The organism is Photobacterium japonica, from assembly GCF_050337005.1.
Lineage (GTDB): Bacteria > Pseudomonadota > Gammaproteobacteria > Enterobacterales > Vibrionaceae > Photobacterium > Photobacterium japonica.
The window spans coordinates 56,147-79,881 of the sequence record NZ_JAKJSN010000029.1 but is presented as its reverse complement, the minus strand read 5'-3'; the positions used below and the strand labels follow the sequence as shown (position 1 = coordinate 79,881).

20 protein-coding genes, 1 rRNA gene and 1 riboswitch are annotated in these 23,735 nt (G+C 51.9%); of the genes, 7 read left to right on the top strand and 14 right to left on the bottom strand.

Annotated elements, in window-relative coordinates:
• The 6 genes from L4C36_RS12845 to L4C36_RS12820 form a co-directional block, all read right to left on the bottom strand.
• Window positions 1–209: ribosomal RNA gene (locus L4C36_RS12845) — 16S ribosomal RNA — on the bottom strand; the annotation flags it as partial.
• A gap of 344 nt (window positions 210–553) precedes the next feature.
• Entirely contained in the window at window positions 554–1,078 is a 525-nt protein-coding gene (gene hemG / locus L4C36_RS12840; RefSeq protein ID WP_428478202.1) for a menaquinone-dependent protoporphyrinogen IX dehydrogenase, read from the bottom strand.
• 30 nt (window positions 1,079–1,108) lie between these two features.
• Window positions 1,109–2,566, bottom strand: coding sequence for a TrkH family potassium uptake protein (locus L4C36_RS12835; protein ID WP_428478201.1), 1,458 nt, complete (start codon window positions 2,564–2,566; stop codon window positions 1,109–1,111).
• Window positions 2,567–2,608: 42 nt separating this feature from the next.
• Window positions 2,609–3,241 (bottom strand): YigZ family protein, encoded by a 633-nt coding sequence (locus L4C36_RS12830; protein ID WP_428478205.1) that lies wholly within the window; start codon window positions 3,239–3,241, stop codon window positions 2,609–2,611.
• Window positions 3,242–3,425: 184 nt separating this feature from the next.
• Entirely contained in the window at window positions 3,426–3,929 is a 504-nt protein-coding gene (locus L4C36_RS12825) for a hypothetical protein (protein ID WP_428478200.1), read from the bottom strand.
• A gap of 2 nt (window positions 3,930–3,931) precedes the next feature.
• Window positions 3,932–5,815, bottom strand: a complete 1,884-nt coding sequence (locus tag L4C36_RS12820) for a S8 family peptidase (RefSeq protein ID WP_428478199.1) — start codon at window positions 5,813–5,815, stop codon at window positions 3,932–3,934.
• A gap of 341 nt (window positions 5,816–6,156) precedes the next feature.
• Here L4C36_RS12820 and fadB point away from each other — a divergent pair, with 341 nt between their 5' ends.
• The 3 genes from fadB (at window position 6,157) to acuI (ending at window position 10,709) form a co-directional block, all read left to right on the top strand.
• On the top strand, window positions 6,157–8,328 hold the full coding sequence (fadB, locus tag L4C36_RS12815) for a fatty acid oxidation complex subunit alpha FadB (protein ID WP_428478198.1): 2,172 nt from the start codon (window positions 6,157–6,159) through the stop codon (window positions 8,326–8,328).
• A 10-nt stretch (window positions 8,329–8,338) separates the two neighbouring features.
• Window positions 8,339–9,505 (top strand): acetyl-CoA C-acyltransferase FadA, encoded by a 1,167-nt coding sequence (gene fadA, locus L4C36_RS12810; protein ID WP_428478197.1) that lies wholly within the window; start codon window positions 8,339–8,341, stop codon window positions 9,503–9,505.
• 220 nt (window positions 9,506–9,725) lie between these two features.
• On the top strand, window positions 9,726–10,709 hold the full coding sequence (gene acuI / locus L4C36_RS12805; protein WP_428478196.1) for an acrylyl-CoA reductase (NADPH): 984 nt from the start codon (window positions 9,726–9,728) through the stop codon (window positions 10,707–10,709).
• A 119-nt stretch (window positions 10,710–10,828) separates the two neighbouring features.
• Here acuI and L4C36_RS12800 read toward each other — a convergent pair whose 3' ends face one another.
• Window positions 10,829–11,770, bottom strand: coding sequence for a LysR family transcriptional regulator (locus tag L4C36_RS12800; RefSeq protein WP_428478195.1), 942 nt, complete (start codon window positions 11,768–11,770; stop codon window positions 10,829–10,831).
• A 170-nt stretch (window positions 11,771–11,940) separates the two neighbouring features.
• Window positions 11,941–12,123: a hypothetical protein gene (locus L4C36_RS12795; protein WP_428478194.1), complete on the bottom strand. Its 183-nt coding sequence runs from the start codon at window positions 12,121–12,123 to the stop codon at window positions 11,941–11,943.
• A gap of 149 nt (window positions 12,124–12,272) precedes the next feature.
• Between L4C36_RS12795 and tusA the strand changes: the two genes are divergently transcribed.
• Complete coding sequence (gene tusA, locus L4C36_RS12790; protein WP_428478193.1) at window positions 12,273–12,521, top strand: sulfurtransferase TusA; 249 nt, start codon at window positions 12,273–12,275, stop codon at window positions 12,519–12,521.
• A 39-nt stretch (window positions 12,522–12,560) separates the two neighbouring features.
• On the opposite strand, the gene L4C36_RS12785 is transcribed toward tusA, so the two are convergent.
• From L4C36_RS12785 to L4C36_RS12775, 3 genes are all read right to left on the bottom strand, one after another.
• Entirely contained in the window at window positions 12,561–12,827 is a 267-nt protein-coding gene (locus tag L4C36_RS12785; protein ID WP_428478192.1) for a hypothetical protein, read from the bottom strand.
• A 204-nt stretch (window positions 12,828–13,031) separates the two neighbouring features.
• Window positions 13,032–13,589 carry a TMEM165/GDT1 family protein gene (locus L4C36_RS12780; protein WP_428478191.1) on the bottom strand — a complete coding sequence of 186 codons (558 nt, stop codon included), beginning with the start codon at window positions 13,587–13,589 and terminating at the stop codon, window positions 13,032–13,034.
• A 3-nt stretch (window positions 13,590–13,592) separates the two neighbouring features.
• Window positions 13,593–13,784, bottom strand: a riboswitch (yybP-ykoY riboswitch).
• Window positions 13,785–13,915: 131 nt separating this feature from the next.
• Window positions 13,916–14,605 (bottom strand): YiaD family glycine zipper/OmpA-like lipoprotein, encoded by a 690-nt coding sequence (locus tag L4C36_RS12775; protein WP_428478190.1) that lies wholly within the window; start codon window positions 14,603–14,605, stop codon window positions 13,916–13,918.
• A gap of 301 nt (window positions 14,606–14,906) precedes the next feature.
• On the opposite strand from L4C36_RS12775, the gene glyQ reads away from it, so the two are divergent.
• The 3 genes from glyQ (at window position 14,907) to L4C36_RS12760 (ending at window position 19,364) form a co-directional block, all read left to right on the top strand.
• The gene (gene glyQ, locus L4C36_RS12770) at window positions 14,907–15,818 is read left to right on the top strand and encodes a glycine--tRNA ligase subunit alpha (RefSeq protein ID WP_428478189.1); all 912 of its coding nucleotides are present in this window, start codon (window positions 14,907–14,909) and stop codon (window positions 15,816–15,818) included.
• Window positions 15,819–15,827: 9 nt separating this feature from the next.
• On the top strand, window positions 15,828–17,897 hold the full coding sequence (glyS, locus tag L4C36_RS12765) for a glycine--tRNA ligase subunit beta (RefSeq protein ID WP_428478188.1): 2,070 nt from the start codon (window positions 15,828–15,830) through the stop codon (window positions 17,895–17,897).
• 216 nt (window positions 17,898–18,113) lie between these two features.
• Window positions 18,114–19,364, top strand: coding sequence for a valine--pyruvate transaminase (locus L4C36_RS12760; protein WP_428478187.1), 1,251 nt, complete (start codon window positions 18,114–18,116; stop codon window positions 19,362–19,364).
• Window positions 19,365–19,528: 164 nt separating this feature from the next.
• Here the strand turns inward: L4C36_RS12760 and L4C36_RS12755 are convergent, their stop codons facing one another.
• The 3 genes from L4C36_RS12755 to recF all read right to left on the bottom strand — a co-directional run bounded on the left by L4C36_RS12755 (window position 19,529) and on the right by recF (window position 23,732).
• Complete coding sequence (locus L4C36_RS12755; protein WP_428478186.1) at window positions 19,529–19,969, bottom strand: Hsp20 family protein; 441 nt, start codon at window positions 19,967–19,969, stop codon at window positions 19,529–19,531.
• A 249-nt stretch (window positions 19,970–20,218) separates the two neighbouring features.
• Entirely contained in the window at window positions 20,219–22,633 is a 2,415-nt protein-coding gene (gyrB, locus tag L4C36_RS12750; RefSeq protein ID WP_428478185.1) for a DNA topoisomerase (ATP-hydrolyzing) subunit B, read from the bottom strand.
• 19 nt (window positions 22,634–22,652) lie between these two features.
• Entirely contained in the window at window positions 22,653–23,732 is a 1,080-nt protein-coding gene (recF, locus tag L4C36_RS12745; protein ID WP_428478184.1) for a DNA replication/repair protein RecF, read from the bottom strand.
• Window positions 23,733–23,735: the final 3 nt, after the last annotated feature.

Below are 23,735 nucleotides of genomic sequence, written 5' to 3'. Positions count from 1 at the left end.
GATCCCCCTCTTTGGTCCGTAGACGTTATGCGGTATTAGCCATCGTTTCCAATGGTTATCCCCCACACTAAGGCATGTTCCCAGGCATTACTCACCCGTCCGCCGCTCGTCAGCAAAAGAAGCAAGCTTCTTTCCTGTTACCGCTCGACTTGCATGTGTTAGGCCTGCCGCCAGCGTTCAATCTGAGCCATGATCAAACTCTTCAATTAAAAGTGTTTGCTGCTATAAATAGCGGCTCAATGAAAAACTGTGTTGTTCATTACCGAAGTAATGAACGAATTGACTGTGCCAAAATAACTTGCGTCATTTTGTATTGGTCACTCAGTATCATTGATAATTCTTTTGTTGACTATCATTTCACGAGTGCCCACACAGATTGCATGGTCAAATTGTTAAAGAACATACTGAGTTACGCCACCGGCTAGCGCCGCTGTCCGTGTCAGTGAGGTCGCATTATAGAGCGTTCGATCACATTGGCAAGGGGGTTTTGACAAAAAGCAGGGATATCTAGATCGTTCGGACAAAAAACACACGAAGCCATCAAAATACACCCTTAAAGCTGTTTGAATTGCCCTGCAAAGTCACTGACTTTATCCCAATCGGTATATTCCACTTCTTTTGTGGTATCGGTTTCTCCGCCCGTAATACGCATAATCAACTGGATCATTACTCGGTCAAACCAACCGTAACGCGGATAACGCAGCGCACCCGCAAATACCGCCTGCAATTTTGGCTGCCACGGCGACGTCTTCAAGAACGTCTTCATATAGACGCTCGTTTCAGGTGTATTCTTACCGGGTTTGCGGGCGGTGAGATTGACACAGAAAAAACCCACTCTGTTTTGTTCAAGCTCTGGCTGATAACGATGAATAAATTGATAGAGCTTTTTATTGAGGTGCCCATAACGAATAGAGGCGCCTATTAGTACACGACTGTACTGGCTAAAATCGATTGTCGGTAACGTATTCACATCCACCAGCTCACAACGGTACTCTGTACCTAGGGTGGTTTCGATGTGCTGCAAAATTTTCACGGTTTGTCCGTCACTGCTTGAGTGCAGTAATAGTACGTTTTCCACGGGCTACTCCCTCTTTATATAATCTGCGACTTAGTTGCGCCAAAACGTTGGGGTAAACAACACCAACAACGTAAACACTTCGAGACGCCCAAATAGCATCGCAATCACTAACACCCATTTCGCCGGATCATTGATTTCCCCGAAATGCACGGCCACTTCACCCAAGCCAGGGCCGAGGTTGTTTAGGGTTGCTGCCACCGCGGAGAATGCAGTGAGTTCATCCAAACCCGTTGCGATCAGCGCCAGCATACAAACCACGAACACCAAAGCATAAGCAGAAAAGAAGCCCCACACGGCATCGACAACACGTTGTGGCAAGGCTTTATTCCCCACCTTAATGGTGTAAATCGCGCGCGGATGCACGAGGCGCTTCAGTTCTCGCACCCCTTGCAGCAACAGTAGCAACATACGGATCACTTTAATCCCACCACCGGTCGACCCTGCACAGCCCCCCACAAACGAGGAAAACAACAATAAAACCGGTAAGAACAACGGCCACTCAGAAAATCCGGTAGTGGTAAAACCTGCTGTCGTCGAAATCGACACGGTTTGGAATAACGCCTGATCAAAGGCATCAAAATACGAATCATAGGAATGGTGCTTTAGCAGCATCCCAAAACAGATCAGCATTAATATAAGCTGCGCCGCCAAAAATGCCCGAAACTCAGGATCGCGCCAATACGTCCGCAAATGAATACCACCATTCGCAAAGGCGGCAAAATGCAGTGAGAAATTACAGGCCGATATCAATAAAAACACCACGGTGATCATATTGATGGTGGGGCTATTGAAATACCCCATACTGGCATCGTGAGTTGAGAAGCCCCCAATCGCCACCGTCGAGAAGCTGTGAGAGATCGCATCAAATACCGACATACCCGCTAGCCAAAAAGCCAATGCACAGCTAATCGTTAACGCGAGGTAGATATACCACAGCGCTTTTGCCGTCTCTGCAATACGCGGGGTCATTTTACTGTCTTTCACCGGCCCCGGAATTTCAGCACGATAGAGCTGCATTCCCCCGATACCCAGCACAGGTAAGATGGCGACAGCCAACACAATGATCCCCATCCCCCCAAACCATTGCAGCAACTGACGATAAAACAAAATCGCTTTAGGCAGATGGTCGAGCCCGACGATAACCGTCGCCCCTGTGGTAGTGAGCGCAGAAAAGGATTCAAAAAAGGAATCTGTCACCGACAAATCAGGGGTTTTCGCTAAAATAAATGGCACCGCACCGGCGCTACCGATCACCGTCCAGAAGAGGACGACAATTAAAAAGCCGTCTCGGGCTTTTAATTCACGTCGATGATGGCGGTTAGGCGCCCAAAGTAGCGCACCACCCGCGAACAGTAAAAAGAAAGTCACGACAAACGGAAAGCCGGCACCGTCGCGGTATAGCAATGCCACCAGCGCGGGAGCCAACATGGTGACACTGAACAGGGCCAACAAGAGCCCAACGATTCTAATAATGGAACGAAATTGCATGGCCTTATTCGGCTCTCATCGTTAAAAATTCAACATAACGGATCACGGCGTCTCATCCTCACGCACGGTCGCCACAATCTGCCCGCCACTGCGGTTCACCAACTTGGCACAGAATTCCGCCTCAACCCGGCGATCCAATTCCACCACCATAGTTACCTGATGGCTGTATTCTGCACTCATTTGTTGACCGGCAAGTTCAGCCAGCAACGTCTCCACCAAAGACACTTGATTATACTCGCAGCATAATGCCAGTTCTGAAGTTATTATCTTTTCTTTGGTTTGCAGCACAGTTAAGGCCTGCTGCACCCCGCCACCGTAGGCTTTCACCAATCCACCGGTACCGAGTTTGATCCCCCCCGAGTAACGGGTCACGACAGCGGTAATTTCTCCAATGCCAGATCCCGTGAGCTGTGCCAAGATCGGTTTGCCTGCCGTGCCAGATGGCTCGCCATCATCACTGAAGCCCCATTGCATCGAATCTTCCGGCCGGCCGGCTACAAATGCCCAGCAGTTATGGCGCGCATCGTGATGCGTCTCTTTGATCTGCTGGATAAAGGCTTTAGCCTGCTCCACCGATGGCGTATGCGCCAAGTAGGTAATGAAGCGGCTTTTTTTGATTTCTTCTTCACACACCGCAGGCGCGGCGGGGATCACATAGGGATCGGCAGCTGTCATATCGCTCGGTTTCGCATCATCAAAAAAACATACAGCCGGACAGAATACCACATCCATCCGCCTTCGCTGTCAGACTTCACCGCCGTAATGCATGCCGCTTCACACGGTAAAAATACCCAAGAAAAAGGGAAGCTTCTCAGCTTCCCTTTCGCATCAGGCCATATCTATGTGCCGTGTTGTGTCCTTACTGTGGCAGGTTCACACCACTTACCAACTCTAGGCGAACGTGCTCAACACGACTGTCACCGTCTAAGCCAGCAATCACGGGCAGTAAGTTATTGCCCGCTTGCGCTTTGAATAACACGATTTCGGGTGTGCTGTAGACAATCTCCAATTGGTTTTCTTGCGCTAACTGCTCGGCATTCACACCTGCCGTCAGACGCACCAAGATCCCACCGCTCACTTCTGCTGGCCCTTGTCGAGAGCCTTCTGCGAGCAAGCGATCACCGACTTGTACACTCACCTCATCATTAGCGACGGGTAAGCCGAACGTACGGGCAGAGCGTGCCTGTGTGGCTGGGGCCAACTTGGTGTATTGCTCACCAGCGATCTGAACATCACCTGCCGCTACCCATGCTGCTTGTACAGGCAACGACGGCAGATCAGACAACGCCGCGTGTGCTGACGTCACGACACTGCCCGCCATCAAGACACTTCCAATCAATGTTGCATACATCATTGTCTTCATGATCACTTTTCCTCATGGCCAAAGAAACGAATATCCCACGATGTCAGGACGCCATCTTGGGTATTATTGGGTAACCCAACAGGGAAGATATTCTGTGAGTCAAAGTACGCAATCCAAGATTGCGCATCAGCGTTGGTATCACGTACCACCAACTGCCATTCCCCTTCGACTTCTTCGCCGTAGAAATGGTGAGAAAGAAGCATTTGCTGATCAAAACCGGTCACTAACGGCTCGAGCGATTGGCTCACCAAACCGGTACGCGGTGATAACAACACACTGCGCGTGCCTGATGGAGACACCAATTCAATCGCCAAATCATTCAAACGTTGATGATCGATGTTCACCTTCACTTGCAGGCTTTCCACCACAAAATCGTCTTGTGTGGAAACAAATGTAGAGCTCACACCTGCCAAAGTGGCATCAGGGATCGCGACTTCTGCCGCCGTACTGGCCCATTCCGTGACCGTCAGAGGCGGTAACGGATCGTTATAATGCAGCGCCATCATCACCGCGCCATCAACATTGACACGCCCGAGGCCATAGAAGTTATGGAAATCATAACCGGCCGCATTGGTTTGCCATCCAGGGATCGCATCATACGTAGCGGATACACCTGACGCTTGGGTAAAGGTCAGTGGCACACCAGCATGATCCGGATCGGTCTTGGTCGCGGTAGACGCTAAGATATGACGCACATCGCGCCAGTTCAGCGCAGGATTGGCCGACATCAGCAACGCAATCGCGCCCGATGTATTCGGCGCTGCCGATGACGTCCCGTTCATGGTGCCGTTGTAATCACAGGTCGGATCCAATTCCGTGCCGCCGTGCAACGCATTGCCCGTCGAGCCCGTCATGTTATAACCCGCCGCACAACCACTTAAATCGGTCGTGACCATCGCAGGGGAATCGACCCCGTATTCGCCGCCCGGTGCAGACACAAACACATTCGCGCCGACCGTACTGTATGATGATAAGCCACCGTCCGCATTCAACGCCGACACGGTCAAATTCCAATAGCTGGCATTGGTTGGGGTTAAGTTACTGTCTTGCATGGGTAGGCCGTCATTGGGTGGCCCCACACGGTTCGCGTCAAAGAAGTCACCCGGCAACACAAATGCCCCGCCGAAATTCGCCCCGAGCCAACCATAAAAATAGTTGTAGCTGTTACCGGCAGATTTAACGAAGAGGCTACCTCGTCCTTGGTGGGAGTCACGCGTGACGCCTTCATAGACTTGCTCTTCCAACGCTAAACTCGGGTTGGCCACCAGATCATACGCCACCGGATAAATCGTCGAATACCCATAGCTTTGGTTAAAGACGCGGGTATCTTGCGTATTGGCTGCCGCCCCGTGCGACATCAACCACCCTTCAACCGTTTGTGCTTTCAGCCAGTTGAACCCTTTCAGGCCGGCTTTTGGTGCGACACCGCGCCCACCAATCGCATTCCAACCCACCGCTGCGGTTAACCCCGCCACGGCAGTGCCATGGCTATCACCTGGGTTCTCAGGTGACGGATCGTCGTCATTATTGAGTATATCCCACGAACCGGGACGAATATTCGCCGCCAGATCGGGATGACCAATTTCCAGTCCATCATCAATAATGGCCACATTCACGCCCACACCATGGATACCCAAAAGGTGTGTGAGCCATAAATTCATGTCTTGTCCCGGCGTACCCGGCGATTGTGAAAAGGCAGTTTGACCGGTATTGCGCAGGTGCCACTGGTGAGTAAACAGCGGATCCCCAGGCGGGAGATCAGGCACCCAGCTGAGGTCAATATCGGTACCATGGACAGGCGCGGGCTTCATCAGCACCGCCTGACCCGTCGCAGGCAAAAGGACGGCCGCCAATGCTGCTGCGGCGAATGTCAGCTTTGTCTTCATATCTATCGATCCTTCGATTGGATAATTCCCCGCAGCCCTATACTGCGGATAATCCATTTACAACCGACATGTTAAAAAACACCAGCTAACAAAGTTAACAAGAAGTAAATCTTGGAAGCATTTCCCAGAAAACATAATCCATTGAAAAAAAGCATAAACCTCCTTCATTCACGGTGCGATTTGTGCGTTATCTCCAGAAAAACACCTTATGCAAGTTAAATAAATGTTGAACTACAGTGTTGTAATCGTTGCATACCGGGTTCACACTAGACTATAACCTTGCGACAGGTCAAACCAGTTAAATCAATTCCAGCGCAGACTGGCCCTCATGGAGATAGCCTATGATTTACCACGGTGACACCCTATCCGTCCGCGACCAAGGCAGTGGCATTGCTGAACTCCACTTCCATGCCCCCGGCACAATCAATAAACTTGACCGCCATACCCTCCTTCATCTGGAACACGCGTTACAGGCCATCGCCGCGTGGCCAGATCTTAAAGGCGTATTGCTGACGTCCGGGCACGCGGCATTCATTGTCGGGGCAGATATCAAAGAGTTCCTTGGTCTGTTTGCCTTACCGTCTGCGCAATTGTCCGCTTGGATCGCCCACGCCAACCGTATTTTCAATCAACTGGAAGATCTCCCGGTACCCACCCTGTCCGCCATTAATGGCTATGCCTTAGGCGGCGGGTGTGAATGTGTGCTCGCCACCGATTTTCGCTTGGCAGATACTCACGTTCACATTGGCTTGCCCGAAACAAAACTTGGGATCATGCCCGGCTTTGGTGGCACCGTCCGTTTACCACGTTTGATTGGGGCTGATCCCGCCATGGCTATCATCACCGCCGGGAAAGATAAAAATGCCACCGACGCATTAGCGCTAGGTTTAGTCGATGCCGTCGTCGCGCCTGAGCATCTGCATACTGCAGCGATGACCATGCTAAAAGAAGCCATTGCCGGCGATCTTGACTGGCAACACCGCCGCGCACAAAAGCAAGCGCCTCTCGGCCTCAATCACATTGAAGCCAGCATGAGTTTCAGTACCGCCCATGCGATGGTCGCCACGGTCGCCGGCCCGCATTATCCTGCGCCCATTGCCGCCGTGAAAGCCATCGAAGCCGCCGCTCACTGCCACCGCGACGAAGCATTGGCCATCGAAAACCAGTATTTCATCACCTTGGCCAGCACCGATGCCGCCCACGCTTTGGTGGGGATATTTCTTAATGATCAGTACATCAAAGGGCAAGCCAAACAGGCCGCCAAAGCCGGAAAAAAGACCCAGCGTGCCATGGTGCTGGGGGCTGGGATCATGGGTGGAGGCATCGCCTATCAGTCTGCGCGCAAGCGCATCCCAGTGATCCTCAAAGATGTTCAACCCGCCGCACTGGATGTCGGCATGACAGAAGCCGCGAAGTTACTTAACCTACAATTAGTGCGCGGGCGGATTGACGGCTTAGGCATGGCCACCGTCTTGGCCAACATTCATCCCACCTTGCATTACGCCGATGCCGACAGTGTGGACGTGGTGGTTGAAGCGGTCATCGAAGATCCGGCCATCAAAGCCCGCGTATTGGCCGACGTTGAACGCCATGTCCGCGATGACACCGTGATCACCTCCAACACCTCCACCATTCCGATCACCGCGTTATCACACGCGCTGTCACGCCCCGAAAACTTCTGCGGTATGCACTTTTTCAATCCCGTGCACCGCATGCCTTTGGTGGAAATCATTCGCGGCCCAAAAACCTCTGAAGCCACCCTGAATCGCGTGGTGGCCTATGCTGCCCAAATGGGCAAGTCACCCATCGTGGTCAATGACTGTCCTGGCTTTTTCGTCAATCGGGTACTCTTTCCTTACTTTGCCGGTTTTAACCAGCTACTGCGTGACGGGGCGGATTTCACCCACGTAGATCACATCATGGAACACACGTTCGGTTGGCCAATGGGGCCGGCTTATTTGCTGGACGTGGTCGGCGTCGATACCGCCCACCATGCACAGGATGTGATGGCCAACGGCTTTCCTGAGCGAATGGCTAAACCAGACAACAGCGCGATGGATGTGCTGTTCCAGGCTCAACGCTTTGGCCAGAAAAACGGGGCGGGGTTTTATCGCTATACCACCGATCGCAAAGGCAAACCGAAAAAAGCCAGCGATCCCAGTGTTCACGCCCTGTTGTCGCCCGCTCTCGGTGATCCCCAGTCGTTTGACGCCGAGGCCGTGATCGCACGCATGATGATCCCGATGATCAACGAAGTCGTGCGCTGTCTGGAAGAAGGGATTATCGCCAGCCCTGCCGAAGCTGACATGGCGTTGGTGTATGGCTTGGGTTTCCCACCGTTTCGCGGCGGGCCATTCCGCTATCTCGATACCGTTGGCCTCACCCAGTATGTCGCCTTGGCCGATCGCTATGCCCACCTTGGTGCGATCTATCACGTACCGGATGGATTACGAGACAAAGCCGCCCAAGGTGCATGTTATTACCCCGCCCCGACGGCCACTGACTTAGGATGAGGAGGCGCCCATGAAGCCTGTTGTGATTGTTGATTGTATTCGTACCCCCATGGGGCGCTCAAAAGGCGGTGCTTTTCGCCATGTGCGTGCCGATACCCTGTCAGCGCACTTGATGCGCGGCTTATTGCAGCGTAACCCACGCATCGATCCCGTCCAAATTGAAGACATCTATTGGGGCTGCGTCCAACAAACCCTGGAGCAAGGGTTCAACATTGCCCGTAATGCGGCCTTGCTGGCGGGGATCCCCCATTCGGTCGGCGCTACCACCGTCAATCGTTTGTGTGGTTCCTCAATGCAAGCCTTGCATGATGCGGCACGCGCGATCATGGTGGGGGATGCTGAAATCTGTCTGGTAGGCGGCGTCGAACACATGGGCCACGTACCCATGACCCATGGCGTCGATATTCACCCCGGCCTATCAAAGTCTGTCGCCCAAGCCGCAGGTATGATGGGACTGACCGCCGAAATGCTGGCCCGTTTACATGGGATCAGCCGCCCGCAGCAAGATGCGTTTGCCGCCCAGTCCCACCAGCGTGCGCAAGCGGCGACCCAAGCCGGTTTGTTTGACGCTGAGATCTGGCCGACCGAAGGCCATGACAATGAAGGCCGCCTGACCGTCTTTCATCACGATGAAGTCATTCGGCCGGAGACCACCACCGAGACGCTCGCCACGCTAAAACCGGTGTTTGATCCCGCCCACGGTACTGTAACGGCCGGTAATGCCTCGGCGTTGTCTGATGGCGCGGCCGCCATGCTGATCATGAGTGAAGCGCGGGCGCGAGCATTAGGGTTACCAATCCGAGCCCGCATCACCGCCATGGCGGTGGCCGGTTGCGATCCTTCCATCATGGGATACGGCCCGGTGCCCGCGGTAAACAAAGCCTTACAACGGGCAGGCCTGAACATGGAAGACATGGGAGTGGTTGAAATCAATGAAGCATTTGCCGCGCAATCTTTACCGTGCCTGAAAGATCTGGGCTTGCTCGGCGCCATTGATGACAAAGTGAACCTCCATGGCGGCGCCATTGCCTTGGGGCACCCTTTAGGCGCCTCGGGGGCTAGGATCTGCACCACACTGATCAATCTGATGGCCCAACGTGACGTACGTTATGGTTTGGCCACCCTCTGCATTGGTCTTGGCCAAGGGATTGCCACCGTGTTTGAGCGGGTCGATTAACGGCCTTTCATACTCTTCAACACCACAATGCCGCCGACAATCGGGTGGGTGGCATTTCCTCCTCGTTTTATTCTCTGGCTATCTCTTTGTGTTTTCTCTTCTTTATGACCCTAAAATGCACATAGCTCATAGAGTAAATGCTTATTATTCATTTTATTCATAGTTATTTAGCGACTACACTCATAGGCAATTTCATCCGCTTGTGAATTCGGAGCATCCCATGTTTAAGGCACTGGTACTGAACCAAGAAGACAAAAAAACCCTCGTCTCTATCGAGCAGTTAGATGACAGCCAACTTCCTGAAGGCGATGTCCTGATCGACGTCGACTACTCCTCGTTAAACTACAAAGATGGTCTGGCAATCACAGGTAAAGGCCGCATTGTGCGTCAATTCCCAATGGTGCCAGGGATCGATTTGACCGGTACCGTGGTTGAATCTGCCGATGCCCGTTACACAGCAGGTGATAAAGTTGTACTGACTGGCTGGGGCGTGGGTGAAGGCCACTGGGGCGGCATGGCAGAAAGAGCCCGCCTGAAAGCCGATTGGCTTGTGCCTCTGCCGAGCAACCTTGACGGCAAGCAAACCATGATGATCGGTACCGCAGGTATTACCGCGATGCTGTGTGTACAAGCGTTAGTGGATGCAGGTCTAACCCCTGAATCGGGTGAAATTCTAGTAACAGGTGCCAGCGGCGGTGTGGGCTCTGTGGCGGTGACACTACTGTCACAGTTGGGCTACAAGGTTGTCGCTGTCACAGGCCGCGTTGAAGAAAACGGTGAATTACTGACATCGTTGGGTGCGACACGTGTGATTGACCGCAGCGAATTTGCAGAGCCTGCACGTCCACTCGACAAGCAATTGTGGGCCGGTGCAATTGATACCGTCGGCAGCAACATGCTGGCGCGCGTATTGTCTCAGGTTGATTACGACGGCGCTGTCGCCATTTGTGGCTTGGCTGGCGGTTTTGACCTACCGACAACGGTAATGCCTTTCATTCTACGTAACGTGAAGTTGCTAGGGATTGATTCCGTGATGTGCCCATTTGAGAAGCGTCAAAAAGCGTGGCAGCGTCTGGGCGAACTGTTGCCAGCCAGCTTCTTTGAACAAGCATGCCGCGAAGTGGCACTTGAAGACGTCGCAGAATGCGCTGAAGCCATCACCAACGGTCAAATCACCGGCCGTGTTGTGATCAAGCTGAAATAAGCGACACTGAATAAGAAATAAGGTTGCCCTCTGTGGCAACGTGACTACCTTGGCCAGCCTTACGCTGGCCTTTTTTATCCCTCGACAAACCACCTATCGACATAACGGTAGCCCACGCGTCAGATCAACCCTAACTCATGCACCCGCTTATCAATCAACTTGCCACACTCTTCTTTGATTAACTGGCGCAGCCAGATCTGCGGCGCAGAGTGTTCACAGCGTGGATGCCAAATTAACGAATAATCAAACGGCTTGAACTCAAAAGGCAAAGGCTTCACCACCAAGTCATGTTTATCTGCCACCAAGTAGGCCAAATCAGCCGGCACGGTAATGATCAATGGCATGGTTTCCACAATCGCCAGCGCCGCTTCCAGATGATACGCGCGCAACGCCATTTTACGGGCGGGGTATCCACGTAACGCCTCATCAATCAGCGCTTTCACCCCGTCACTGATGGCGATCATCGCATGGGGATACGTCAAGTAATCCTGTACCGTCAGCTCTGCATTGGCCAACGGATGGTGTTTCGACAGCATACAAAACACACTCACACGCCCAAGGTGATCACTGCACAGCGGCTCTACCGGGCCGGTCGGACGACAAATGGCCATGTCACAACCGTCGGACGTCAACTGAGTCAGCATGTGATCATGCTGCAACGGGGCAAACTCCAGCGAAATCGCCGGAGCTTCACTGTAAATGCGGGGTAAGGCAAACGGCAAAATGGTCTGCATCGCATAGTCGGTGGTGGCAATCACAAACCGCTGCTGGCAGGCATGAGGCTGAAAATCATTAGGGGTCAACAAGGTACGCATCGATTCAAGCGGCTCATTCAGCAACTCATTCAATTCGAGAGCGCGTTCCGTCGGCAGCAGGCGTTGCCCCTGCCGAGTGAATAAGGGATCCCCGAGTAAATCGCGCAATCGCCCCAAGACCCGGCTCATCGCCGATTGACTCAAATTGAGTCTCACCGCCGCTTTACTGACACTGCCTTCTTCCAGCAACACTTTCAGTGCCACCAATAAGTTCAAATCCCGGCGATAGACTTCTTCGAGCTCCATAGCTAACCTTTTGTGATTCATTCTATGGCTATTATACGCAAGTCATCTCAAGATGCGCAGGCAAGCGAAAAGCTTATTAAGGAAGGGAAAACCATAACGCAGGCAAAAAAAATCCCGCTCTAACAGCGGGAGAAGCCCAAGAAACGGGATGTGGATATCATCACACCACGTTAGCTTTCTTCTTCTTCGAGATCGGCCGTTTGCGTAAGCTCAAGCCACAAGCCGAAGGCGGCAGCGATAAGACCACCGAGGGTGATCAGGCTGGTTTGTTCCGGTGCCCGCAAGATCAACGTACAAAACGTGATAAAGCACAGCACGGCATAAATAGTCAGGCGATCCATCTGAGTTAACATAATTCCTCCTAATCCATCAGAAGCCAACGTTAACGGGTTGTTAATTACGTTACACGCTTTACCCTTCTTTGCCAACCCTTATTGATTAATTCTTGGCCATCAGTATGATCACCTCTCTTCGCAATCACATGTAAAAATCAGTAAAAGTTATGACTGCACATTTTGATAATCCCACCCATACACTCGACGCAGAAGGACTGCGCTGCCCTGAGCCGGTGATGATGGTGCGTAAAACGGTAAGGAAAATGACGGACGGCGAGACATTACTGATCACCGCCGATGACCCGTCAACCACCCGTGATATCCCAAGCTTCTGTCGCTTTATGGATCACACCTTGGTCGCCACAGACACCGAGACCCTACCTTATCGTTATTTGATTAAGAAAGGCCGAGACTAAAAAAGGCAGCTCAATGAGCTGCCTTTCGTTTATTCGGTATCAGTCACGGTAACTGTTCTCGGTACTCTCTCGTAATTGCCGCTGCGCTTTTTCCAGTTCATGGCGTAAATCGCGTATTTCCTTTTTCATCGGGATCACATAACGGATCCGTACCAGCGCATCGACAGACAGATACGTCGTGACCAAAGCGCCCACCACCATCGGTGGCCACATCTCCGTCAGTACCATGCCCAGAATATTCAGTGCCAGTGCGAGATTAAACAGCCAAAACTGACTCTTTGGTGATATTGCAAGAAAACGGTCCATAACCTCTCCTCAACAGCCTCTACCAGACTCACACTCTTACCTTATCATGGCCTTCTCTCCCGTGCCGCTGCGGGCTTCACACTTTGTCCACGATGATAACGTGGATAACCATACAAACAGCGACACGGATAAAGCCGATAACACACGGTCTGCACAGGTATGTTTCACATGAAACATACCTGTGATGAAACCAATGTGCCGCCCTTACAAGCCAATGCCGGCCGCTAACGCCAAGACCAAAAAGAGCCCCGCCGTCACTTTGCGGATCAATGCTAAGGGCATTCGTTCAGCCGAGAGCTTACCAATCAACACCACCGGCACGTTAGCCAACAGCATCCCGATCGTGGTGCCCAATACGACCCACACCAGCGCTTCATGATAACGCGCGCCCAGTACCGTGGTGGCCACTTGGGTTTTATCGCCAATCTCCGCCACGAAGAACGCAATAAAGCTGGCGATAAACGGGCCACGACTGGAAATAGTTTCGTCATCATCCAATTTATCGGGGATTAAGATCCAGCCCGCCATCGCGACAAAGCTCACGACCAGTACCCATTTGAGGACGTCCGGCGTCAGATAATCGGCCACAACCACGCCGAGCCACGCCGCTAAGGCATGATTCGCAATCGTAGCAAAGAAGATCGCCAAAATAATAGGAACGGGTTTACGGTATCGGCTGGCCAGCAGCAAAGACAACAGTTGGGTTTTATCACCGATTTCCGCTAAGGCAACGGTGGTGATCGAGATAGCTAAGACACTCACGACAGACTCTTAGGGGCGAGGAAAAATCAAAACCACAGGCAAACGCGCACGCCCCACCCCGGTTCATGCTGGTTTACCAATGGTCTCGCCAAACTCACGTGTAGGGTTAAGTGTGAGTCACAAACGCCATGAAGATGTGCTTCAAATATGTTGACGTTTATCTTGTTGGGACAAGCGGCTACTCCCCAAAGGAGGCGCAATTGTAACCACCTCGTACGACAGGATCAAGGGCAGTCACACAATGACAAGATCAAAAAAGGGGCAAACAGCCCCTTCTTTTGTTCTACGCGATGCTCACGATTTGGTCCGAAAGCAAGCGGCGAATCTTATGAACGTGGCGACAGTACAATCTCAACACGGCGGTTCTCAGAACGGCCTTGCTCAGTCTTGTTTGACGCAATCGGATGGGCTTCCCCCATGCCTTTGGTCACGATGCGGTTGCTGGCAACACCATCATTCATCAGCTGACCGCTGACTTCGCTCGCACGCACTTGCGACAAACGCAGGTTATACGACTCAGCCCCAGTGCTGTCCGTGAAACCATAGACGTTCAATTGGGTCTTGTCGTACTCTTTCACCACCAACGACACGTTGTACAGTGCCTTTTTCGCCGGGGTGCTCAGATCCGTTTGGTCAACACCAAACGTGATCGCGTTAGGCATGTGCAGAACAATATTTTCACCGTCACGTGACACGCTGATCCCGGTCGATTGCAGCTGTTTACGCAGTTCGGCTTCCTGCACATCCATGTAATAACCAATACCGCCACCTAGCGCGGCACCCGAAGCGGCACCAATTAACGCACCTTTACCACGATCGCTTTTGCTTGATGACGCCACACCAATGGCTGCGCCCGCAATCGCACCAATCACACTGCCTGTCGTAGCCTTCCCCGTCTGTGACTCACCGGTATAAGGGTTGGTGGTCGAACAGCCTGTGCTCACAACAGCTGCCGCTGTGGCAAACACCATGTTGCGTACCCATTTGCTCGATTTAGCGCTAATCGTCAAATCCATCTTCGTTATCCTACTTACTCAGCTCGGCGTCAGACCGATGTTATTGTGTATGCCAAATTAGCGCATAGTGTTAACACACCGCTAATGACATTGATGATAGTCGCATTGTACGCACCCCAACCCAAGAGATATCAGGGCAATGTAAAATTCCACGACACAGCCGTCTTTTCCCAAAGTAAATTGCGCAATTTAAATAAAGATGACCAAAAAACATGCACAAACCCTACTAGCACAAAGGCGAGCGAGGTATACTGGATAGTTACATTACATCCATTTATCCATCAATCACGCGAAGCTGACAATGCAGAAATTCGACATTAAAACCTTTCAGGGCATGATCCTCGCGCTGCAGGATTACTGGGGCCAACAAGGTTGTACTATCGTACAGCCATTGGACATGGAAGTCGGTGCAGGTACCTCTCACCCAATGACATGTCTCCGTGCGTTAGGTCCAGAGCCAATTGCAGCGGCGTACGTGCAACCTTCTCGCCGCCCAACCGATGGCCGTTACGGTGAAAACCCTAACCGTCTACAGCACTACTACCAATTCCAGGTGATCATCAAACCATCACCGGACAACATTCAGGAATTGTACCTAGGTTCATTGGAAGCGCTCGGCATCGACACCCAAGTTCACGACATCCGTTTCGTGGAAGATAACTGGGAAAACCCAACGCTTGGCGCGTGGGGTCTTGGCTGGGAAGTTTGGTTGAACGGAATGGAAGTGACGCAGTTCACGTACTTCCAACAAGTGGGCGGCCTTGAGTGCAAGCCAGTCACTGGCGAAATTACTTACGGTATTGAACGTCTTGCGATGTACATCCAAGGTGTTGACTCGGTGTACGATCTGGTTTGGACTGATGGCCCGCTAGGTAAAGTGACCTACGGTGACATTTTCCACCAAAACGAAGTTGAACAGTCAACGTACAACTTTGAACACGCTGATGTGGAATTCCTTTTCACGTACTTTGATCAGTGTGAGAAAGAATGTAAATCACTGCTTGAGTTGGAGACGCCGCTGTCACTGCCAGCGTACGAGCGTATCCTAAAAGCAGGCCATGCCTTTAACCTTCTTGATGCACGCAAAGCGATCTCTGTAACAGAGCGCCAGCGTTACATCCTACGCATTCGCAACCTGACCAAACAAGTTGCTGAAGCGTACTACGCATCACGCGAAGCCCTTGGCTTCCCAATGTGTAAAACCAATAAATAAGGGAACGGCATGAGCGAACAGAATTTCCTAATTGAACTGGGTACCGAAGAGCTGCCACCGAAAGCCCTGCGCACCCTAGCACAAGCCTTTGCCGACAACTTTGCGGCAGAGCTAAGCGCTGCCGATCTTGCCCACCAAGGGATCAAGTGGTTCGCAGCCCCGCGTCGTCTGGCACTGCAAGTGACGGCACTGGCTGAAGGCCAGTCAGACAAAGTGGTCGAAAAGCGTGGTCCTGCAGTGTCTGCCGCTTTCGATGCTGACGGTAACCCAACCAAAGCCGCACAAGGCTGGGCGCGTGGCAACGGTATTACCGTTGAGCAAGCCGACCGCATGATCACCGACAAAGGTGAATGGCTACTGTTCAAACAAGAAGTGAAAGGCCAAGCGGTACAATCACTGTTGTGTGAACTGGCAGCCAATGCACTGGCAAAACTGCCAATCCCTAAACCAATGCGTTGGGGTGACAAAGAAACACAATTCATCCGTCCGGTAAAAACCCTGACCATGCTATTGGGTGACGAGCTGATCCCTGGCACCATTTTGGGTGTGGAATCGGGCCGTACCATCCGTGGTCACCGTTTCATGGGTGAACCTGAGTTCACGATCGACCACGCTGATCAATACCTCACGTTGCTTGAAACGCGCGGTAAAGTGATGGCTGATTACGATGCCCGTAAAGCCATCATTCTGGCCGATGCACAGCAAGCAGCACAAGCCGTTGGCGGCATTGCCGATCTGGAAGATGATCTGGTTGAAGAAGTGACGTCTTTGGTTGAGTGGCCTGTTGTACTGACGGCGTCATTTGAAGAAGACTTCCTGAACGTACCATCTGAAGCCTTGGTGTACACAATGAAAGGCGATCAGAAGTACTTCCCGGTTTACGATGCGGCAGGAAAATTGCTACCGAAGTTCATCTTCGTCTCTAACATCATCTCTAAAGATCCAAGCCAAATCATCAGCGGTAACGAGAAAGTGGTTCGCCCACGTCTTGCTGATGCCGAGTTCTTCTTTAAGACCGATCGCAAGCGTCCATTGGTTGAGCGTTTAACGGAACTTGATAACGTGCTATTCCAGAAACAACTGGGTAGCCTACGTGACAAGACAGACCGCATTACCGCGTTGGCTGGCTTCATTGCCCCACAAATCGGCGCGAACATCGAACACGCAGAACGTGCAGGTCTACTGTCGAAGTGTGACTTGATGACCTCGATGGTCTTTGAGTTCACCGACACCCAAGGTGTGATGGGCATGCACTACGCCCGCCACGACGGTGAAGCAGAAGAAGTCGCACTGGCACTGAACGAGCAGTACATGCCACGTTTTGCGGGTGATGATCTGCCAAGCACAGCGGTCTCCGCTGCCGTTGCAATGGCTGACAAGTTAGATACCCTTGTGGGCATCTTCGGCATTGGTCAAGCACCAAAAGGCAGTGACCCATTTGCTTTACGTCGTGCGGCGTTGGGTATTTTGCGTATCATCGTTGAAAACGGCTACGACTTGGATTTGGTCGCGCTGATCCGTAAAGCACGTGAGCTGCTGGACGGTAAGCTAACCAACCAGAACGTGGAAGAAGAAGTACTTGAGTTCATGCTAGGTCGTTTCCGTGCATGGTACCAAGATGCTGGCCACAGCGTGGATGTGATCCAAGCCGTATTGGCACGTCGTCCAACCCAGCCTGCTGACTTTGACAAGCGCGTGAAAGCGGTGAGCCACTTCCGTTCACTGGATGCGGCTGAGTCACTGGCGGCAGCGAACAAGCGTGTGGGTAACATTCTGGCGAAATTCGACGGTGAATTGGCGGCAAATATCGATCAGTCTCTACTGATTGAAGACGCTGAAAAAGCACTGGCGAACAACGTAGAATCGATGCTGGCAACACTGGCACCGGTATTTGCATCTGGCGATTACCAACAAGCCCTGTCTGAGTTGGCAACCCTTCGCGAAGCCGTGGATGCCTTCTTCGACAACGTGATGGTAATGGCTGATGACGAAGCACTGAAAGTGAACCGTCTAACCATGCTGAACTTGCTACGTAACGAGTTCCTGAAAGTCGCTGACATTTCGCTTCTGCAGAAATAAGTCACCGCACGGTAACCCGTCTTAAGCCCTGACCTCGGTCGGGGCTTTTTTATGCCTGCGTTTCACGTGAAACACAACAACCACACTGCTCAATAAATCATCACCTCCTCTTTCCCTGATCCGGCCATTGCGGTATGTTGATGGCGCACACAACATAAACCATAACGTCATAACACCAGAGACAGACAACCACAGACCGAGGTCAGAAGTATAAAGATGGAGTTTTCTACATTCGGTGACAAGTTCGCCCGCTATTCCGCGATCACCCAATTGATGGATGATCTGAATGATGGTCTTCGCACCCCTAATGCGATTATGCTCGGGGGCGGTAACCCCGCCCAGATCCCAGAAATGGTGACCTACTTTACGCAGCTCTGCCAAGACATGGCCGCCTCCGGTGAGCTGACGCAGGCATTGACCAACTACGATGGCCCACAAGGGAAAGACACCTTCCTACAGGCGTTAGCCGCACTGTTCAATGCCCAGTACGGCTGGGCCATTACGGCCGACAATATCGCCCTGACCAACGGCAGCCAAAGTGCTTTTTTCAATTTGTTTAACCTGCTTGCCGGCGAACAGGCCGACGGAACCAAGAAAAAAATCCTCCTGCCCTTAGCCCCCGAATACATCGGCTACGGCGACACCGGTTTATGCGATGACATGTTCATCTCTTACCGGCCTGAGATCAGCCTGCTGGATAACGGCTTATTCAAGTACCACATCGATTTTTCCCGCTTGGTCGTCGATAAACAGATCGGTGCCATTTGCGCCTCTCGCCCTACCAACCCTACCGGCAATGTGCTGACCGACAATGAAATTGCCCAACTGGATGCGCTGGCTCGCGCCCACAACATTCCGCTGATCATTGATAACGCTTATGGCACCCCGTTCCCCGACATCATTTTTGAGTCCGTCACACCATTTTGGAACAGTAACACCATCTTGTGCATGAGCCTGTCCAAGCTCGGCCTGCCCGGCGTGCGCTGTGGGATTGTGATCGCCCATGCGGACATCATCACTGCGATGGCCAATATGAACGGCGTATTGAGTCTGGCACCTGGCAGTGTCGGCCCGGCCATTGCCCACCAGATGATCAAACGTAACGACCTGCTGCCGCTGAGCGAAAACATCATCAAGCCGTTTTACTTACGCAAAGCGCAACAGGCCGTTGATCTGCTACAACAAGCGATGCCGGATCCACGGTTTCGTATTCATAAACCGGAAGGCGCGATATTTCTCTGGCTGTGGTTCAAGGCGTTGCCCATCAGTACACTGGAGTTGTACCGCCGCTTAAAAGCGCGTGGCGTGTTAATTGTACCGGGGGAATATTTCTTTATTGGCTTGGACGATGACTGGCAGCATGGCCATGAATGTTTGCGGATGAACTACGTGCAAAGCGATGACATCATGCAACGTGGCATCACGATCATCGCCGAAGAAGTAATGACGGCCTATCAAGAAGACTGATCAGCGCTCCCCTGTTTCACGTGAAACGTGGTGATACTCCAGCGTAGAGATGCAACGGTAAACCCATCAAACAGACACAAAAAAGGTCAGCCTCGGCTGACCTTTCACACCATCATGATTGAGAACAGCAATGCTCACACTGCGCTTTCAACCCATGATTACGTTTATTCGCTTTCCAGCAACGAACGGCCATTAATGGCAATCTTACGCGGCTGCTGCTCTTCCGGGATTTCGCGTTCCAGATCGATGTGTAGCAAACCGTTTTCCATCTCAGCACCAACCACTTTCACATAGTCCGCCAACTGGAATTTGCGTTCAAAATCGCGCTCAGCGATCCCTTGGTACACATACTGACGGGCGACGTCAGGCTCGCTATCGCGGGTGCCCCGTACAATCAGTTTGTTTTGTTGCTGGGTAATATCAAGTTGTGCTTCGGCAAAACCCGCCACCGCCATGGTAATACGGTAGTGGTTGTCATCTTGCTGTTCGATATTATACGGCGGGTAACCGGCATTGTTGTTGGCGGCTTGCTTTTCCATCTGGTTAAACAGGCGATCAAAACCAATAGCAGAACGGTATAGCGGTGTGAAATCAAGATTACGCATGGTGATATCCTTCTTTATGGAAGCAATGTTGTCATCGTAGTAGTGAAGCGACTCTCCCTTGTGGGACGAGTACAACGCGGGCCCACCGAGTGGCGCCCTGCTCTTCATGAATAGATATGTGGGGCGTGCGTGATCTTTCCAACCCCTGCTTGAAAAAAAACAATCCCCGGAAAAAAAGCAAAAAAAACGCCACAACAAAGTGTGGCGTTTCAGGCAATCTCTCGACGCTATCTTTTACGCAGCGCGTGATTAGATATCGAGGTTCGCGTTCAGAGCATTCGCTTCAATGAAGTTACGACGCGGTTCAACCTGATCACCCATCAAGGTGGTGAACAGTTCATCCGCCGCAACGGCATCATTGATAGTAACCTGCAACATACGACGCGATTCAGGATCCATCGTGGTTTCCCACAGCTGCTCAGGGTTCATCTCACCCAGACCTTTGTATCGCTGCAGGCTTAAGCCACGGCGTGAATCTTTGATCAACCAGTTCAGTGCTTCTTTAAAGCTCACCACCGGTTGCTTGCGCTCACCGCGCTGCACGTAGGCTGACTCTTCAAGGAAATCACACAAGGTTTCCGACAGATCCGCCAACTTGCTGTACTCTTTTGAGTTAAAGAAGTCGAAGCTTAGCGGGTAATCGTATTCCACACCGTGTGTGCGAACCACGATCTTCGGCAACCATACGCCCTGCTCTTCATCGCGGAATAGCTCTGAGGTGTACTGACTTTCGCCAGACTGTTTCTGGTTCAGAGCTTCAACCAGTGGCGTCACCCATGCATTAACCATCGACTGATCAGCCAATGCGTCAAGGCCCAATCGTGGCTGATACGTGAGCTCATTCAGTAGCAAGGCTGGGTAACGGCGGCTCATACGCTCAACCAATTTACCCACGCTGTTGTACTGCTTCACAAGCTCTTCCAGTGCCGCGCCTGAAATCGCGGGCGCACCTTCTGCCGTAAACAAAGCCGCATTATCCAGTGCCAACGCAACTTGGTACTGGCTCATGTCTTCATCATCTTGAATGTACTGCTCTTGCTTACCTTTCTTCACTTTGTACAACGGTGGCTGTGCAATGAAGATATGGCCACGCTCGATCAGCTCAGGCATTTGACGGTAGAAGAAGGTCAACAGTAGCGTACGGATGTGCGAACCATCGACGTCGGCATCGGTCATGATGATAATGCTGTGGTAACGCAGTTTATCCGGGTTGTATTCGTCGCGGCCAATGCCACAACCCATTGCGGTGATCAAGGTCGCCACTTCTTGCGAAGACAGCATCTTGTCAAAACGGGCTTTCTCTACGTTCAGGATCTTACCTTTTAGCGGTAGGATAGCCTGGTTCTTACGGTTACGACCCTGCTTGGCAGAACCGCCCGCAGAGTCCCCTTCCACAATGTAGAGTTCAGAAAGCGCGGGATCTTTTTCCTGACAATCCGCCAGTTTTCCTGGCAAGCCAGCCAAATCCAACGCCCCTTTACGGCGCGTCATCTCACGGGCTTTACGTGCGGCTTCACGCGCACGTGAGGCATCAATAATCTTGCCACACACGATCTTGGCGTCGGCAGGGCTTTCTAACAAGAATTCTGCAAATTTCTCGTTCATCGCGGATTCAACCGCGGTTTTCACTTCGCTAGACACCAGCTTATCTTTGGTCTGGCTAGAGAATTTAGGATCCGGGACTTTTACCGAAATAACGGCCACCAAACCTTCACGCGCATCATCACCGGACGTCGCGGTTTTCGCCTTCTTCGAGTAGCCTTCTTTATCCATAAAGGAGTTCAGAGTACGCGTTAGGGCGCCACGGAAACCAGCAAGGTGAGTACCACCGTCTCGCTGTGGAATGTTATTGGTGAAACAGTACACCCCTTCTTGGAAGCCATCGTTCCACTGCATCGCCACTTCAACGGAAATACCGTCTTCACGCTCTGTATCAAAATGGAACACTTTCTGATGGATAGGTGTTTTATTGCGGTTTAAGTGCTCAACGAATGCACGGATGCCCCCTTCATACATGAAGTGGTCCATCTTGCCTTCCTCACGCTCATCAATCAGTTTGATGGACACGCCAGAGTTAAGGAATGACAATTCACGCAGGCGTTTAGCCAAAATTTCGTAATGGAATTCAATGTTAGTAAACGTCGCATCACTTGGCCAGAAACGGATACGGGTACCGGTTTTGTCCGTGGTACCAATCGCAGCTAGCGGGGCTTGAGGTTCGCCATGGTGATAGACTTGCTGATGGATTTCACCACCGCGGTTGATGGTCAATTCCACTTTTTCAGACAGTGCGTTCACAACGGAAACGCCCACCCCGTGAAGACCACCTGACACTTTGTAGGAGTTATCGTCAAACTTACCACCGGCGTGCAATACCGTCATGATAACTTCAGCGGCCGAGACACCCTCTTCCTCGTGTATCTCTGTTGGGATACCACGACCATCATCGCTCACCGACACTGACCCATCTTCATGGATAGTGACAATAATATCTTCACAGTGACCGGCAAGCGCTTCATCGATAGAGTTATCGACAACCTCAAAGACCATATGGTGCAAACCAGTACCGTCATCGGTGTCGCCAATGTACATCCCTGGGCGCTTACGTACCGCATCAAGGCCTTTTAATACCTTGATACTTGATGAATCGTAGTTGTTGGACATTGAGTTACTCTCGCTTAAATTATCCTGCGGTTATTTTACCGTGTTCCACATGAAACATCTTGCCATTTTCATCATGCATTTCAGCTATCTGTTCAATGCTGATCGCACTGATAAACACTTGGGCGCCAGTGGCCTGTAACCGTTGTGCTAACAAGGTGCGACGATGGCTATCCAGCTCGGAAGCAAAATCATCAATTAAATAGATACACTGCTTGCCCGTCGCCTCAGTGAGGTGTACCCCTTGCGCTAAACGCAACGCACACACCATCAGTTTAAGCTGACCACGGGAAAGTACATCTTCAACCGGTGTCCCGGCGACCTTGATCCGCAAGTCCGCTTTATGCGGCCCACTTGCGGTATACCCCAGCTGGCAATCACGCTCAAAATTGCGGCGTAACAACTCGGCATAGGGGGTCTCTTTTTCCCAACCGCGGTAATACCCCAGTTGGATATCGTACTCGGGTAAAAAACCTTGGCAGATTTCCGCCGCTTTGGCTTTCACCTCACTCAGGTAGGTGTCGCGCCATTGGTCGATCTGTTCCGCCAAGACGGCCAATTCCTGATCCCAGTAGCTCAACTCACGGTAATGCCGTGCCGTTTTGAGCAAGGCATTGCGCTGTTTGGTCAGGCGTTTAACGCGACTCCATGCGTGATAAAACGCAGGCTCAACGTGAAAGACCCCCCAGTCAATGAAAGCGCGACGAAATTTCGGCCCACCACTGAGCAAATCAAACCCTTCCGGAGTAATGAGTTGCAACGGTAGCACCTGCGCCAACTGGGCCAATTTTTGGCTCCCTTCGCCACCGATTTTCAGTTCGGTGGTGCCATCGCGTTTTTTGTTAATGCCTACCGGCAATTCAATGTGTGAGGCGGATTGCAACCGGCCATGCACAAACAGCTCCGGCTGTTCATGGCGGATCACCCGGCCGGTCAAATGACTGCGGAACGAGCGACCATGACCGAGAAAATGAATGGCTTCCAGCACGCTGGTTTTGCCGCTGCCATTGGCACCGACCAAAAAATTAAAGCCTGGCGACAAGGTCATGTCGCAGGCTTCAAGGTTGCGGAAGTCTTTGACAATAAGACGGGTTAACGCCATGTC

Excerpts from the sequence above, each read along its gene's own strand:
- L4C36_RS12835 (WP_428478201.1), bottom strand. The coding sequence starts at position 2,566 with ATGCAATTTCGTTCCATTATTAGAATCGTTGGGCTCTTGTTGGCCCTG.
- L4C36_RS12830 (WP_428478205.1), bottom strand. The coding sequence starts at position 3,241 with ATGACAGCTGCCGATCCCTATGTGATCCCCGCCGCGCCTGCGGTGTGT.
- L4C36_RS12825 (WP_428478200.1), bottom strand. The coding sequence starts at position 3,929 with ATGAAGACAATGATGTATGCAACATTGATTGGAAGTGTCTTGATGGCG.
- L4C36_RS12820 (WP_428478199.1), bottom strand. The coding sequence starts at position 5,815 with ATGAAGACAAAGCTGACATTCGCCGCAGCAGCATTGGCGGCCGTCCTT.
- fadB (WP_428478198.1), top strand. The coding sequence starts at position 6,157 with ATGATTTACCACGGTGACACCCTATCCGTCCGCGACCAAGGCAGTGGC.
- fadA (WP_428478197.1), top strand. The coding sequence starts at position 8,339 with ATGAAGCCTGTTGTGATTGTTGATTGTATTCGTACCCCCATGGGGCGC.
- acuI (WP_428478196.1), top strand. The coding sequence starts at position 9,726 with ATGTTTAAGGCACTGGTACTGAACCAAGAAGACAAAAAAACCCTCGTC.
- L4C36_RS12800 (WP_428478195.1), bottom strand. The coding sequence starts at position 11,770 with ATGGAGCTCGAAGAAGTCTATCGCCGGGATTTGAACTTATTGGTGGCA.
- L4C36_RS12795 (WP_428478194.1), bottom strand. The coding sequence starts at position 12,123 with ATGTTAACTCAGATGGATCGCCTGACTATTTATGCCGTGCTGTGCTTT.
- tusA (WP_428478193.1), top strand. The coding sequence starts at position 12,273 with ATGACTGCACATTTTGATAATCCCACCCATACACTCGACGCAGAAGGA.
- L4C36_RS12785 (WP_428478192.1), bottom strand. The coding sequence starts at position 12,827 with ATGGACCGTTTTCTTGCAATATCACCAAAGAGTCAGTTTTGGCTGTTT.
- L4C36_RS12775 (WP_428478190.1), bottom strand. The coding sequence starts at position 14,605 with ATGGATTTGACGATTAGCGCTAAATCGAGCAAATGGGTACGCAACATG.
- glyQ (WP_428478189.1), top strand. The coding sequence starts at position 14,907 with ATGCAGAAATTCGACATTAAAACCTTTCAGGGCATGATCCTCGCGCTG.
- glyS (WP_428478188.1), top strand. The coding sequence starts at position 15,828 with ATGAGCGAACAGAATTTCCTAATTGAACTGGGTACCGAAGAGCTGCCA.
- L4C36_RS12760 (WP_428478187.1), top strand. The coding sequence starts at position 18,114 with ATGGAGTTTTCTACATTCGGTGACAAGTTCGCCCGCTATTCCGCGATC.
- L4C36_RS12755 (WP_428478186.1), bottom strand. The coding sequence starts at position 19,969 with ATGCGTAATCTTGATTTCACACCGCTATACCGTTCTGCTATTGGTTTT.
- gyrB (WP_428478185.1), bottom strand. The coding sequence starts at position 22,633 with ATGTCCAACAACTACGATTCATCAAGTATCAAGGTATTAAAAGGCCTT.
- recF (WP_428478184.1), bottom strand. The coding sequence starts at position 23,732 with ATGGCGTTAACCCGTCTTATTGTCAAAGACTTCCGCAACCTTGAAGCC.